Here is a 14,352-nt window from a genome sequence, read left to right as displayed (position 1 = left end):
ATGAAGTTTCAATTTCTTAGGCTCGATGGGCAACTTATTTCTGCATACGCCTTGGCCTAAACCGTTGAAGACATTACGATTGCTTCCAAATGCTTAGTAAAAGAAGAAAGGGGCGGCTATTGTGCTCTGTTGCGCTACGTGGACAGTCGGAACTAAATGCACGTTTAGAGCGGGCATTTCAACCCGAGTTTTCAACCACTTAAATTCAATCAAAATGGAGGATACAGAGGATAGTATTGGAAAACGCATATGGCTATGGGGACTGCCGGCCCTAATCCTTACCGGATTGGGCCTATTGATCTATTTTCACAATTTTGCCCCCAGTGGAACTCAAAATTCTCAGGAGCAAATGGAAATCGATTTGCTCGAAAGAAAGGAAAACGATGCTAAAATAACTACCTATTTGGATTTTGTGGCACAAGGTGCTGAGCAGATGAAAGACGATCACCAATACTACGGCAAAGCGTTGTTGAAGTTAATGGAGGCCACTATGGCTGCCTCGGTTTTTGCAGAGTTTAATTTGGGGGACCGCCTGTCATTGGTACCGATTCACGCAAACAGGGTCTCCGACAATCCGCTTGAAGCAACCCATGCCGATGATATCCGTGCGGCGGCCGACAGATTATCTGAGGCTTTGCTCGAAATCCAGATGGCAAAATACCCTTCCCTTTCTTTGGAAGCCGAAGCTGTAAAAGAGGTTGCCGAACGGATCAACCCTGACGGGCTCACCCTGGATCAAAAGGAGGTTATAGCCTCATTTTTTAGCAAAGCTGCGATTTTGTTGGATAAAATAAATTGAAAATACGGGCGCGATTTTAAACGCTCTTTTACGATATATGAAACTAAGTACATGGAAGTTAAGCGGCACTGGCCAGCCAAGAGGAACGTGCGGTTGTCGCCCGACTGGATAATAGGTGTGAATTAGCCACCCCCCGGGGCAGTTGTAAATGTTCCAGTTTGCACAGTAAAAATAGCCCTGTGTTTGGTAGATAATTGCCTGCAAATAAGGCCTATGAGAACGACCTAGGTGAATCCAATATTAAATTGATCCGTTAATCAACCGGCGGCTGCGGCAGTACTGCATTGCCGCAGCCGTCTGTCAGAGCAGGAAGCCGGCAGGAATAGTTACACGGGTGCTTTGCACTGGATAAGGAACCTGTTTCCGAGCCTTGTTTGTCTCAACTGGGCATTTGCATCGCTTCCATTTTGTTGCCTTAGTCATAAGAAAGATTTCCGATCACCAACGTTATGTTGTTAAAATACTCGCTGATTTTACTGGGGTTAACTTTCGCCATTTCGGCTTGCAATCTTGATCGACGAGAGAAACAGTTACGAAGCCGCGAACGTACGCTCGCCCGGCGGCAGCGACAATTTGCTGCGCATGAGTCCGAGTATCAAGCCCTTCTTTTAATCAGGGACAGTCGTTTTCAACAAGGCAAGAAATCAAGTGCGGTCGGTTTGGCTGCTAACATCGAAGGTGTTTGACGAGCCGAGCTTATATGCACCCATGCCGGATGTGCCTGGGCGGTGGGTGACCAGCTTTGGCAGGACTGGAATTTTACGGCCACCTCTACCGGGATTTTTGTAATTGTAGTCGACCAACGGCGATGCCCGAGAGTTCTCACCGGCAATTTTGGTGGCAAAGAGATTACATTGACTTACTTAAACGGGCGGCTTCCCGAAAGGACCATGGCTATGTACGTCCGTCTCACTGCAAAGCAGCACAACAGGATGCAAGGCGAACGAAGGATTTCGATCAAGGCTTGCTGCGAGGCAGCTTTTTCTGTGGAGTTAAGTCGCAATTCTTCCCTTTGATTTATACCTCTGCGGCCAGAAGCGGCCTCAAATAACTTTAATTACGGAGCCAGTTTATTCTTTTCGATCCATAAACCACTTGTAAAGTTGGGAGATGCACAGCAGCAGGCAGCCAATTGTAAGCGTTGCGTAGATATTTAGGACAATAGTGTTTTCCTTCATTTTACCATATTTCGAACAAGATTCGTTGAACGGTGTTCAAATCCGGACTTCGGATGTGCTCTCATCGGGAATTCTCAGGTTCATCGAACGTCCGTTGTAAAATCCTTCTGACCTATTCAGTGCCGAATCTGACCAAGCGCGGACAGTAAGGTAGCAAATTCCGATCAGGCATGCGTCAGAAATCCAGGAATTTGCCCCCAATCTAAAAGGTCAATCAATCGCATCTGTCTGGCATTGCGTCAAATCGATACGGATTCTCAACTGGCTCCCGCGTCTTTACATGAATAAAAATGAACACTCACCGACTGACCCCATTGCCGTGATGGGCATCCTCAAAAAGGCTAACCTGTCAAAATCCATTGAAACCAATATCATGGGAGAATCCCTGTTTAACGATGGGATCGGTGTCGTCATTTTCGCTACCTTATTGCAGATTTCTGCGGTTGGTATTGAGAACTTCGGTGCGGGGAGCATCGCTGTCCTGTTTATAGAGGAAGCTGTTGGCGGGGTATTGGCCGGACTGGTCATTGGCTTTATCGGGTACAGGTTAATGAAGTCTATCGACCATTTTCAAACGGAGATCCTTATATCCCTGGCAATGGTTATGGGAGGCTACAGTCTTTGCTATTATGTGCATGTGTCCGGTCCGCTTGCCATGGTGGTGGCAGGGATCATGACAGGCAACCGGGGAAAAGCATTGGCGATGAGCGATGTTACCCGCGATTATTTGGGGAAATTCTGGGAAGTGACCGATGAGATATTGAACGCGGTACTGTTTCTGCTGATCGGTCTGGAAATCGTTGTCGCCAATTTCCGGCCCGGTTACCTGGTCGTTGGCCTGCTGGCAGCCATTGTAATTGTGGCAGCCCGGTTTGTCTCCCTTTTTGTGCCTGCGTTCCTGTTCAGGATAAAAAGAAAACTTGGCATAAGGACCCTTACGATTATGACCTGGGGCGGGTTCAGGGGTGGGATCTCCGTGGCACTGGCGCTCTCTTTGCCAGCAAGCCGATATAAGGACATCATCGTTTCGGTGACCTTTATCGTTGTGCTGTTCTCGATCCTGGTTCAGGGTTTTACCATTGAAAAGCTCATTGCAAGATTGCGCGGTGAGCTGCTATTGGGCTTTGATAGATCAAGCAGTTCAGAATTTATTGGCCATCAAACGAGCAATTCTTCGTCCCGAAGTTGCTTTAAATGGACTTCCGAAACGAGCGGGTTAGGTCGTTTGTAAATTATTGAGTCTTTGAGCCTGAAAATTCCGTATCTACCTATAGTTAGTCAATTAACCCAAATTTGAAAGATATGACAAGGGTAATACCACTTCTGGCAATTTTACTATTGCCTTATCTTCAGGTAACCGGCCAGGGATGCTCCGATGCCGGGTTCTGTACCGCCGGCTCGCTAGGTCGCAAGCAATTCACGCAGACAGGACCCAGTTCCCAACTCGAATTTTCCTTTACCATCAGGGACGGGGAACGAAGTTCTTATATGTATATCCCGCAGCTCGAATATAGCTACACGTTCAAGAACAAAGATTATGTTGAAATAAAAGTCCCTTATTATATCGTATCAGGCATTGAGGGGCGGTCAGGTATCGGTGACCCGATCATTACCTATTCCCACCCCTTGAAATCTTCTGGGACCTTTTGATTGGAGGCGACAGCAGGTTCAAGGATCGGGACTGGTCGTGCCGATGCTGTTAGCAAAGAAGGGATGCCCTTGCCTATGCCCTACCAACGGTCGCTGGGCACGACTGATTTTATACTTGGTGTTAAAGCGGTGGCAGTACCTCTCTATTGCAACCGGTTACCAACAACCGATCTTTCAGTACAATAGTAACGGATACATAGCCGGACAGTCCCCTCCGCAGGGATGGCATACAATCGGTATTTCAGTTCCCGCGAGCTAAGGCGAAAGGCCGACATACTGCTCAGCGCCGATGGCCATTATACAAGCGGCAAATGGTCTTTCTCAGCTGGCCCGCTACTGATCTCGGGAAACGACAAGGGGGCGATGGAGCCGGAAAGGAATATGCTATTGTGGGCAGCGGAGGGATTACCTTGAACCTGACAGCCTTTGTGTAATATACTGCCCCCAGGTTCAGCATAAGCTTTGCTGCCGGTGCACCAGTAGTTGTACGTGCCGTCCGTCCCGATGGGCTAACACGTTCCTGGATCGTCACTCCAAGCTTTGTTTTCAAATTATAATGTACGGCCTAAGACGACACATCAGCGCTAAGGTTATCTTCAATTAAAGCAATCAAAAGGGATAGCTTTCAATGTCCTTTACCAACGTTGGAACGACATTTCAATCCTTGCCAAAGTATAATTTATGCGACGAGGAACCTGGATGTACATGGTGTGTAGTCCGTTTTTCGGCAAAAAAGCCACTTCCGGCGTCATTTTTTAATTGCCTTTTTGAGCATAAAAGTGACATGGTCTGCGAGAAATGTGCTATATTAGCTCTGACACCAGCCGAATGAGCGGCAGAACACTGCCGCCATGCTCCATTCGGCCGATTCCAGATCCTGCCCAGACCCTCAGCCGGCAGCGGTCTTCACCAATTGGCCATTCATTTCTGAATGGCCTGCCAGATATGAACGATATTTTACCTAATATATCCCCAGGAAGACTCATAATTGTTGCTTACCGGCTGCCTTTCAAGGTTGTCAGGCGGGATGACGATTCCCTAGCTATCGTGCAAAACTCCGGAGGGCTGGTTTCAGCAGTATTATCATTGGCCCGAAATGCGCATTACGCCTACTTTGACCCCGGGGAAAAAGTTCACTGGATCGGGGCTACCGACACTTCATTTCCGCTGGCGGACCAATCCATTCTGGAAACGGACGAATTTATAGCACATCCGGTAGTTATTGACGAGCAGCTCCATGAAAATTACTATGAAGGGTTCTGCAACAACCTGATCTGGCCACTGTGCCATTACTTTCCATCCCTGGCGCGTTTTAAAGACGAGTATTTTGAAGCCTACCAATTGGCCCACGATTTTTTCTTTGCCAGGGTGGCGGAGGTGATCCGGCCCGGCGATGTGGTATGGGTTCATGATTATCAGCTTATGCTGTTGCCGGCGATGATAAGGGAACGGTTCCCCCAGCAAAAAATCGGGTTCTTTTTTCATATTCCTTTCCCTTCCTTTGAGCTGTTCCGGCTGCTGCCGGTCGTGTGGCGGAAAGCTGTCGTCGATGGTATCCTGGGCGCCGACCTGATCGGTTTTCATACCAATGACTACGTGGAATATTTTTTGAAGACCGCCTGGCTGGTATCGGGCCACAACAACAAACTACATTATATCCATATGGATGACCGGATGGTAAAGGTCGATTCCTTTCCCATCAGCATTGACTTTGAAATGTTTTCCAATGCTTATTCTGATCCTGAAACCGTTTCCAAGAGAAATGAGATCAGAAAGTCACTCCCCTTAAAAATTATATTTTCGGTTGACCGGCTGGACTATTCCAAAGGGATCATACACCGGCTACGCGGCTTCCGTGAATTTCTGACCCGTTGCCCGGCATGGCATGAACGGGTCTCGCTGGTTATGGTCGTGGTGCCCTCCCGTGACACCATCCAACAGTACCAGCAGATGAAATTCGAGATCGACCAGACCGTCGGTATGATCAATTCTGAATTTGGCAGTCTGGGCTGGCAGCCGGTGATCTACCAATACAGGTCAATGACATTCGCTGAACTTCTTGGGATGTATACCACCAGCGACGTCGCCCTGGTTACCCCTGTAAGGGACGGCATGAACCTGGTCAGTAAGGAGTATGTGGCCAGCAGGGCTGATGGAAAGGGCGTATTGATCCTGAGCGAGATGGCGGGTGCGGCAGCGGAGCTCGGAGAAGCACTGATTATTAATCCTTTGGATCTTCACAATGTCGCAAATGCCATTAGTGCCGCCCTGGATATGCCAGAAGAAGAACAGATCAAGCGGATGACCCTGATGCGGGAGCGGATCAGGGAATATGACGTTTTTGCCTGGGCAGTTGATTTTTTCACACAGATGACCATGCTTGAAATGGAACAGACCAGGCTTAACCAGACCTATCTTAATACTACGTCGATAGAATTGATCCGTACGGCCTACAACAATGCGACAAACCGGATCTTGTTCTTTGACTATGACGGTACGCTGGCGCCAATCGCGCCCGATCCGGAAAGTGCCTTCATGCCTGCTGATATCCGGGCCTTGATCCAACAAATAGCCGGTCGCGATACTGCGGTCATCGTCAGCGGCCGCGACCGTCATTTTCTGGAGACCCAATTTAAGGGACTACAGCTGGACATGATTGCCGAGCATGGTGCCATGGTAAAAAAAAGGGAGGATCTGGCGTGGGTGCTTCATGAGAGCTACCAGGAAAACTGGAAAGAGTCCATACGGCCAATCTTAAAGACTTACGCGCAAAGATGCCCGGGGGCTTTTGTCGAGGACAAAGAAACGTCACTGGCCTGGCATTACCGTAACGCAGACGATGAGCTCTATGCGACCCGAAGAGCGCAGGAACTGCTCTGGCAGCTAAGGGATTTCCTGCAGCCTGAGCTTAATCTGCAGGTTGTAGATGGAAATAAGGTATTGGAAGTTAAAAAGACAGCCTATAATAAGGGTACCGCGGCCAGAAGCTTGCTGGAAAACAGAGACTATGATTTTGTCCTTGCCATCGGAGATGACACCACAGATGAAGATATGTTTACAATGCTGCCCGAATCTGCCTATACGATCAAAGTCGGGGACGCAATCTCCGCGGCCCGTTACCATATTAAAAAGCAAAGCCAGGTCAAAGACTTACTGGTGGAATTGGTCACTGCGGGCACGAGCAATCCATGATTTTAAAATCGGCCCGGCAGCTAAGAAAATAAATCTCGCTTTGCTATCGGAAAGCTCATCGACCTGGTGGATGCCGTCAAAACTAATGGTTGGGTTCTCTGGTCGATGGATTAGGCATAACGCTCATTGCCGTCGGGGCGCGCTGAGCGCGCTGTCAATCCTGTACGCTCGTTATGCAACAATTGCAGGAGCATCTTTCCGTGAAATTTGTAACCAGGCCAGCGCAATCTTGGTCTAACAGGTACATCGGTTTCGACAACCAATTTATTAGCCATCGTATGAACCTAAAAAAACTCGAAGTCATTCAGGCCCTGCAGACAACAGCTCGCCCAATTTCATCCTTGCTTCTGATCTCTCTTCTTTTGACCGGAAGCCTGGCAGTCGCTCAACAGCCCACCAGCATCTTCCCAGATATGAAGGACTCCCTTGCAGTGGCTACCATACTGAGAAGCAAACGAATTCCATGTTTGGCGATTTGGCTACCTCCAGGGCGGACAGCCTGCTGAAATCAGCGTATTTGGTGAGCTGCAACCCGGCCAGCCGGGACCCGCCAACGCTGTTTTTAACGTTGCCTCCGTCACGAAAACCATCACTGCGATGGTCACGCTAACTCTTGTCAATTCAGGTAGTTGGCAGCTGGATGCACCGGTAGCGCGTTATTTTACAGATAGGGACGTAGTGGAAGACGCCCGAAGCAAACAGCTCACGACCCGGCACATACTCACCCACCAGGCCGGGTTCCCCAATTGGCGTAGTGAACTTCCCGGGAAAAAGCTTGCATTTCAATTCGAACCCGGCACAAAGCACCAATATTCAGGCGAGGGATTTGAGTATTTAAGGCATGCGCTGGAAAATAAGTTCAAGCGCGCTCTTTCCGAGCTGGCCGACTCGATAATCTTTAAGCCTCTGGGAATGAGCTCGACTGGTGGAATTGCAACAGTAAAGAGGACAATAGGTTAAGCCGCGATCTTGGGTTTGTTTAACATTCCTTCAAATTCTTCGGGCGACACATATCCCAGAGCAGAATGCAGCCTTTTTCTATTATACCAAATTTCAATATATTCAAAAACTATTATTGCTGCTTATTTATAAACTTGTTTTGGTAGACACATTCTGCCTTTAATGTCTTGAAAAACTTTCAGCAACCGCGTTATCCCAACAGTTTCCTCTCCGGTGCCTATTTCGGAGATATGGGGCTCCGGAATATCCATACTGGACTACAAGTATATTCTGCTGGTAAAAGTACTTGCATGCTTAGCCTTGGTATGGGTGGTGAGCAAATACAGCATTTATATTACAGGCCTTCTGCAATTCTGGATCACCCACAGTTTCTTTAATGCCATTGAGGCGGTTGAAGGGGCGACCAGATATCTGTAGGGCTCAGTGCGCTTTTGGTTCCAGTAACACTGGCGGACAAAAGGATGAATCATTGGGGCAATAGTATACGGCTCAGGCGCAACCCATTTATCGTAAACTATTTTGTAATGAGTTGTTTTTTCATAATTGGAAATTCCGGTGAAGTTGGGCTCTTCGTCACTTTCAGTTTAAACCTGAACGATTCTGAGGTTGACCAATTTGGCTACGCATTAGTTACGGTGACCAGCTGGCATCGCTGTTCCAGAAATCAGGATGGCGCTCCTTATCCTGGAATATAAATAAGGTGTACGAAGGTTAAAGGAAACTCATGAGTGCATCCAAGTGAATTATCATATCATGCAAGTGCAATTTTAACTTGGGACTAAAAACAACTTCCTTTTGACAGATAGGCCATGGAAATGAAGATAAAGCCCCAATAGCCCAAGTTTTCGGTACTAATCAGCTGCCGGATGTTTGACGACCGAGTACCCTTTCACATTTTTCCCGGTGATCAAGGCTCCTTTTTTGTATGCATCGGGGCCGCCTTTCAGATCGATCTCCAACAGGTTCGTGGTTTTGTAGGCGGCACTTTTCAGGAACGTAATGTACTTACCATGTTCGATCAGCGGCCTTTTGGCACTGTGCGCATCGGAATTGGGGATATTGTACCTGGTCACCCTTTGAGCTTGCAGGTCCACTTTCGCGAAAAAATAATGATCGTTAGCCACATCGCCCCACCCTTTTATCCTGGTATCATCAAACAAAATGGCCATTGCCGAGGTGCCGCCCAGATAATCCAGCTGAAGAATGTTGACCGGTGAGCCCGTCGTTTTGGCAAGATCGAAAAAATAGCTTTCGTCAAATTGGGTCTCTCCTTTCTTAATCCGAAGAATTCCTCCGTATATGTGACCATCCGTCCTGCTGCCCCATAATGCGCCCCGGCACGCTGCGATATACAAATCGCCATTTTCGGCAGTTACGAATCCATTGGTAGCGTATATTCCAAGTTCGGCGGAAGTGAGATTTGTGGAAACCAGCGTCGGGTTTTTCATGCCGGGAAAATCGAAAGTCACTACATGCGACCCAGCAGCAAAATGGCCCGCGAAATCGTAGTAAACGGTACCCATGATAAACTTGTCGCCATGCAACCTCCCGCTGCCCACATTGGATTTCCAGTTGACTCCCGGCGAGCGTTCCTTGGAAGGCAGATTAAAACTCCCGCTGCCCGAGATGGTAAAGTTAGGAATGCGGATCGTAAACCATTTTATTTCCGGCTCGCCCCATTTAACCGGGTCCATCACCAGTATCGTGTTCTCATCGACCAGGTTTTGGGAATAAGCCCAATCCGAAACATAGTTACCAACCGCCAGGGCGGCCGTTTGGGTGATGGTACCGTCGGTGTTGAGTTCGTACTGGTAAAATGTTTTCTTTGACCTGCTGAAAAAGTAGATGTATTTCCCTGATGTGATCAAACTGGTCGCCTCAAGCCGGGTTCCATTCCCTTCCGCCTGAATAGTACCTGCTTCGAGATTATCGGCAGGCAATGAATAACTGACCCCGCCCGTATTGATGCCCAATGAATAGTAGGCGGCTGTTTTGGCCTCGTCATCGTGATCCCGTTTTTTGCCACAGGAAAACATACCGATCGCCAGCATCAGCCAGAATTTCAGATTGTACTTATTCATTAAGGGTGGTTAAGGATTGCACCTGCAAAATACGCAATTGAAAAATCTAAACAGAAAACCCTACTTCATTAAGTTTTTCGCTGTTCGCTTTAACCCTGGTTTTGTTTTCCTTCGGCCACGCCACACAATAAAACCTGTGATGGGTAGGGAGGCTGCAATCAGGCTGGCGAAAAAAGCCAGTAACTTCCCGGTCAGCCCACCAATGCTGCCCACGTGAATATAGTAATTCATCCGCCTGACTTTCTGGCCATTGTCCAGATTTGCAAATGGCTGCATGCTCAAAAGCTTACCGCTATACTGATCGTAAAAATAGTCGTCGGCCCGGGCGTAGTTCGATCCCTTATCGGTTTCAATGGTAAAATGGAGCGCATCGGATGCCGAGTTGGGCTTGTAAACCCGGATAGCTCTCGTTTTGTCAGGATTTTTGGCAAAATGAATGAACAAACTGTCGGCCACTGTCAGAAAATGGTTTGCACCAGAAGAGATCGCAGCAGTATCGGACGCCAGCCGCTCTCTTTTCAGAGGTATCGCCTTACCGCCGTTAGCTACCCACTGCACCGAATTGTTCATCCATTCAAATGACCACACCAGCCCGGTCAGTGCAATAAAAATCGCAACCCAGGCCATGTAAAACCCCAATACATTGTGGAGATCATAGTTCAGCCGCTTTCCTTTGGCGTTCCATTTGATGGTGAAACGTTGCTTATAGCCTTTGCTGCTGGCCGGTTTCCAAAGTATGATCCCCGTAATCATGAGTATGACGAAAACCAGGGTTGCATAGCTGATGATCATGGTCCCTACTTCTCCGATAGCCAGTGTGATATGAATGTACAGGATGATCGTAAAAAAAGCATTTTTGTAATCGAAGCCGCTCACTATCTTTCCGGTGTACGGATTTTGCAAAACGGCATGGTATTGGCGTGTCGAATCCAACGCCCATAAAGCATTGACCCTGTCACCTGTGGTGTAAACAGTGTAGTAGGTCCTGGCGATCTTTTTATTTTGCAGGGCCGAATCAGCCACAGCGAAAATGTTGGAAGGGAGGGCAAAAGGATGGCCTGTTTTCTCTACTTTCCGAAAAACACCGTAATTAAAAAACCCGCTGATTTCTTCCTCGAACACCAATATCGCCCCGGTGAGTCCGACAATAAAAACAACAAGTCCGGAAGCGAGACCCAGCCACAGGTGTATTTTGCCCGTTACTTTTTTAAATGACATCATGGTGTAACACAATTCATGGCGGCTATATGGGCACTTTTTAGAAACAAATTGCCCCGCACCGCATCAAACAGCGCAGGACAATGGCTGACCCGAAAAGTTAAAAGTTGCCGGCGGACCTCCCGCCGGGTTATGATCCGGTTAAAGCGAATAACCGATCCTGAACATGATATTGCGAGGCGCCCCCGTATAGAACCTTTCCGTGGCACGCACCGCGCCGGTATAGTAGCGCTTATTGGCGATATTGTTGATGTTCAGGTTAAGCATCACGCGGTTGATCTTATACGAAATGGCCGCATCGATCACACTGTAACCCGGCGTAGTGAGCGTTGGCGCCTGCAGCATCGGCGTTTTGGATGAAAAGCTCATACCGGCGCCCAAACCCACACCATTCAAAACTCCATTTCCGGAAGCCTCATATTTTGCCCAGATATTTCCCTGGTGGGCCGGGGCAAGCCCCTGTTTCAGACCGATGTTTGTTTCGACCAAATCCTCGGTGATTTTGGCGTCGTTGTAGTTATAAGCTGCATTGACAGAAAATGACCTGCTGATCTGCCCGTTGGCCTCTACCTCAAAACCTTTGGAGGTCACTTCGCCGAGCTGCCTCCATATCCTGTCGTTTGCATCGATTACGCTGGGATTGGTAAGCTGCGTGACGTTAATCTTCTTGATCTGGTAGGCCGCAACGGTAAGCAGCAGGTTTTTATTGAATAATTCCTGTTTCACCCCCAGTTCAAACTGGTTGCTGTATTCCGGTTTCAGCTCGCCCCCGCCTTCTACGGTACCAAAAACCAGCGAGCCCGACGAAACCGGCTGAAAACCTGTGATATAGGAACCATATACATGCGTATTGCTGCGCAGGCTGTAGGTAATACCCACTTTGGGCAACCATGCTTTTTGCGAGACCTCATTCTCGGTCGGGGCCTGGTAGGCCAGCCTGAATGTATATGATTCGTAACGCAGCCCCAGCATCACTTTGAGCCGCTCCATCACGCTGACTTGGTCCTGGAAATAAATCCCGCTAGCATAGTCCTTTGTTTTGTTGACCCTGTCATAATTGAACACACCGAGGGAATACATTGCGCCGTCGAGCGTGCTGCTTTTCGCAGGATCATACACGTTAACACTGCCAATATCCGTCGTGGAGTACCGGTAAGTGCCCCAATTGAAGAGGGAGGCATTGTAGTCGTAACCCAAAAGCGCCTTATGCCCGATTTTTCCGGTATTAAAATCTGCTGAAAAATACCCGGTGATGTTATCCGAATCCATTTTCGTATTCCACTCCGAATAAGCTACGCTCACACTGCTATCGCCATGCGACCAGGCAGCGTCGCGCAGATAGACATTGGCCGCATGTCTTTTATCATCCCAAACCAGGAAATCTTTCAGATACGAGACATTGAAACTGATGTTTTGGCTGATCCGCTGGCTTGCCGAAAGGTTGATCGAAGTAGTCGTCGTTTTATTCCTGTCACCCGCTTGCAATACCGTAAAACCGATCGGGGTTTCGTCAATGGATTTGCCTTTGAAAGGAAAAAGGCCGTCATTCTCCATCGTTGTCAGCTGGGTATAGTTCAGGTCGACATTGAAGCGCGTTCCATCGGTCGGCAGGAAAGAAAACGAAGGTGCAACGGCCACCGCATTGTCTTTCATGTTCTGGTACCAGGTATCGCTCAACTGGCCAAAAGCATTTAAACGATATAATACCTTACCGTCGTCGGTCACTTTTCCTGTAAAGTCCATATCCCCCCTTACGGTATTAAAACTGCCCGTGCTGAATGATAAAGACTGTTTTTTCTCAGCCAGAGGCTTTTTGGTCACCAGGTTTACGACACCGCCCGGACTCATGTTCCCGAACATGGACGACGACGGGCCTTTCACTACCTCGTAACTTTCCACCACCGGTGAAATCGACGGGAACCGGTAATTCTCGTTCAGAGTACGCAAGCCGTTGATCAGACGGGTGGTACTCACAAAACCACGTATCACCACCGACCGGCCATTGTTGGTCACGCGCACATTGGTATTGCGGGCCACATCATCAAACCGCACCGCCTGCCGGTCCCTGATCAGCTGCTGGGTAATGGTAGAAACCGTGCTGGGAATTTCGGTTACAGGTATCGCCGTCTTGGTTGCTGCAAAGGAATAATCCGATTTGTAGCCACTGTTCCGCCGACCGGTTATTTCTACGGTCTGCAGAGTTTGCGAATCACCGGTCAGCACTATACGTATATTGTTTTCCACTCCTGCTTCGATGACCAGTTTTTGTGAAAAGGTTTTGTACCCCACCATGCTGGCGATCAATGTATAGGTGCCGGGATCAATATTTGAAATGGAGAAATGGCCTTCTCCGTCGGCAATCGCGGCCAGATTGCTGCCCGCCAGCCGGACGCTGGCACCCGTTGCCGCACTTCCGTCCTCTGCAACAATGCTGCCGGTCAATGTTTTTAATTCCTGGGATAAAACCTGGCTATGAAAGAAGACTGATACGCAGAATACGATAATCGATCTGAGGAAAGTATTGAGTTTAAACATTCGTAATTGTATTTAGTTGTTAATTCTTTTTGTTGTTGGTCAGATGTCATAGTCATTAAATGCCATGATCTTGATCCTTGGCGGAATGTCCTCCAGTTGCTGGCTATTCAAAACCAGGATTTCGTCGGGCGAATCAGCCTGTTTTAAAACACCGACATAATACAGTTGTCCTTCTTCGATCGTTGCCTTTCTGCTCAGCACAGGACTCTGGTCCCTTACCCCGAAATCAATTTCGAGATTGCTGCCAGCTTCGCTCAGCATTTTTAATGAGCCGGTAAAATTCAGGTGCCCCTGGCCTGCATAGCGCGAAATGCTTCCGCTAACACTGCTATTGGGTTTGAGCGAAAACGCGATCGGCCGGGCGGCACCTTTCATTTCATCATCCATGCCATAGCTGGAAAAAGCGATCTCGGTATGCGCGTTTTTATAAGCAAAGAAAAAAGAGAGGCCCACAAGGCCGACTGAGATACAGGCTGCAACCGCCAAACGAGGCAACACGCTCCACCAGCCAGCCCTGATGGTATCGCGGCCCTCAGGCAGATAGGTTTCGAGCGAGCCCCATATATCCAGGGCCATATCTTCGAGCGTATCATCAGAAAGATTCGTTTCCTCATGATCCGGCGATGCCAGCCAAAGTGCTACGGCTTCCCGCTCCTGATCGGTGCACATACCCGTCAAATACCTTTCAATCAGCTCTCTGGTTACCTTCATATTCGAATCCCTGTACATGGTTTACTCT

At 48.4% G+C, this 14,352-nt stretch carries 12 protein-coding genes and 1 pseudogene; 8 read left to right on the top strand and 5 right to left on the bottom strand.

Annotation, left to right across the window (positions count from 1 at the left end; all coding sequences use genetic code 11):
• Positions 1 to 214 precede the first annotated feature (214 nt).
• The 7 genes and pseudogenes from ON006_RS03615 to ON006_RS03585 form a co-directional block, all read left to right on the top strand.
• The gene (locus tag ON006_RS03615) at positions 215 to 799 is read left to right on the top strand and encodes a hypothetical protein (RefSeq protein WP_244823942.1); all 585 of its coding nucleotides are present in this window, start codon (positions 215 to 217) and stop codon (positions 797 to 799) included.
• 728 nt (positions 800 to 1,527) lie between these two features.
• Positions 1,528 to 1,815: a hypothetical protein gene (locus tag ON006_RS03610; protein ID WP_267609950.1), complete on the top strand. Its 288-nt coding sequence runs from the start codon at positions 1,528 to 1,530 to the stop codon at positions 1,813 to 1,815.
• A gap of 442 nt (positions 1,816 to 2,257) precedes the next feature.
• Complete coding sequence (locus ON006_RS03605; RefSeq protein ID WP_244823941.1) at positions 2,258 to 3,208, top strand: cation:proton antiporter; 951 nt, start codon at positions 2,258 to 2,260, stop codon at positions 3,206 to 3,208.
• A gap of 71 nt (positions 3,209 to 3,279) precedes the next feature.
• Positions 3,280 to 3,627, top strand: coding sequence for a hypothetical protein (locus ON006_RS03600; RefSeq protein ID WP_244823940.1), 348 nt, complete (start codon positions 3,280 to 3,282; stop codon positions 3,625 to 3,627).
• Between the two features lie 222 nt (positions 3,628 to 3,849).
• Entirely contained in the window at positions 3,850 to 4,041 is a 192-nt protein-coding gene (locus ON006_RS03595) for a hypothetical protein (RefSeq protein WP_244823939.1), read from the top strand.
• A 414-nt stretch (positions 4,042 to 4,455) separates the two neighbouring features.
• Entirely contained in the window at positions 4,456 to 6,819 is a 2,364-nt protein-coding gene (locus ON006_RS03590; RefSeq protein WP_244823938.1) for a bifunctional alpha,alpha-trehalose-phosphate synthase (UDP-forming)/trehalose-phosphatase, read from the top strand.
• 498 nt (positions 6,820 to 7,317) lie between these two features.
• A pseudogene (locus ON006_RS03585) lies at positions 7,318 to 7,779 on the top strand (serine hydrolase domain-containing protein); the annotation flags it as partial.
• Here ON006_RS03585 and ON006_RS32195 read toward each other — a convergent pair.
• Positions 7,776 to 7,892, bottom strand: a complete 117-nt coding sequence (locus ON006_RS32195; RefSeq protein WP_510185787.1) for an IS3 family transposase — start codon at positions 7,890 to 7,892, stop codon at positions 7,776 to 7,778. The pseudogene ON006_RS03585 and the gene ON006_RS32195 sit on opposite strands and share 4 nt — an antisense overlap.
• A gap of 100 nt (positions 7,893 to 7,992) precedes the next feature.
• Here ON006_RS32195 and ON006_RS03575 point away from each other — a divergent pair, with 100 nt between their 5' ends.
• Entirely contained in the window at positions 7,993 to 8,196 is a 204-nt protein-coding gene (locus ON006_RS03575; protein ID WP_244823937.1) for a hypothetical protein, read from the top strand.
• Positions 8,197 to 8,630: 434 nt separating this feature from the next.
• Here ON006_RS03575 and ON006_RS03570 read toward each other — a convergent pair whose 3' ends face one another.
• The 4 genes from ON006_RS03570 to ON006_RS03555 form a co-directional block, all read right to left on the bottom strand.
• Positions 8,631 to 9,860: a DUF4374 domain-containing protein gene (locus tag ON006_RS03570; protein ID WP_244823936.1), complete on the bottom strand. Its 1,230-nt coding sequence runs from the start codon at positions 9,858 to 9,860 to the stop codon at positions 8,631 to 8,633.
• Positions 9,861 to 9,920: 60 nt separating this feature from the next.
• Entirely contained in the window at positions 9,921 to 11,081 is a 1,161-nt protein-coding gene (locus ON006_RS03565; protein ID WP_244823935.1) for a PepSY-associated TM helix domain-containing protein, read from the bottom strand.
• Positions 11,082 to 11,219: 138 nt separating this feature from the next.
• Positions 11,220 to 13,613: a TonB-dependent receptor gene (locus tag ON006_RS03560; RefSeq protein ID WP_244823934.1), complete on the bottom strand. Its 2,394-nt coding sequence runs from the start codon at positions 13,611 to 13,613 to the stop codon at positions 11,220 to 11,222.
• 39 nt (positions 13,614 to 13,652) lie between these two features.
• Positions 13,653 to 14,342 (bottom strand): hypothetical protein, encoded by a 690-nt coding sequence (locus ON006_RS03555; protein WP_244823933.1) that lies wholly within the window; start codon positions 14,340 to 14,342, stop codon positions 13,653 to 13,655.
• Between the last annotated feature and the right edge of the window lie 10 nt (positions 14,343 to 14,352).

Source organism: Dyadobacter pollutisoli (genome assembly GCF_026625565.1).
Classification (GTDB): Bacteria; Bacteroidota; Bacteroidia; order Cytophagales; family Spirosomataceae; genus Dyadobacter; species Dyadobacter pollutisoli.
This window is presented reverse-complemented; position numbering and strand designations above follow the sequence as displayed.

Excerpts from the sequence above, each read along its gene's own strand:
- ON006_RS03615 (WP_244823942.1), top strand. The coding sequence starts at position 215 with ATGGAGGATACAGAGGATAGTATTGGAAAACGCATATGGCTATGGGGA.
- ON006_RS03565 (WP_244823935.1), bottom strand. The coding sequence starts at position 11,081 with ATGATGTCATTTAAAAAAGTAACGGGCAAAATACACCTGTGGCTGGGT.
- ON006_RS03605 (WP_244823941.1), top strand. The coding sequence starts at position 2,258 with ATGAATAAAAATGAACACTCACCGACTGACCCCATTGCCGTGATGGGC.
- ON006_RS03600 (WP_244823940.1), top strand. The coding sequence starts at position 3,280 with ATGACAAGGGTAATACCACTTCTGGCAATTTTACTATTGCCTTATCTT.
- ON006_RS03590 (WP_244823938.1), top strand. The coding sequence starts at position 4,456 with ATGAGCGGCAGAACACTGCCGCCATGCTCCATTCGGCCGATTCCAGAT.
- ON006_RS03595 (WP_244823939.1), top strand. The coding sequence starts at position 3,850 with ATGGCATACAATCGGTATTTCAGTTCCCGCGAGCTAAGGCGAAAGGCC.
- ON006_RS03560 (WP_244823934.1), bottom strand. The coding sequence starts at position 13,613 with ATGTTTAAACTCAATACTTTCCTCAGATCGATTATCGTATTCTGCGTA.
- ON006_RS03570 (WP_244823936.1), bottom strand. The coding sequence starts at position 9,860 with ATGAATAAGTACAATCTGAAATTCTGGCTGATGCTGGCGATCGGTATG.
- ON006_RS03555 (WP_244823933.1), bottom strand. The coding sequence starts at position 14,342 with ATGTACAGGGATTCGAATATGAAGGTAACCAGAGAGCTGATTGAAAGG.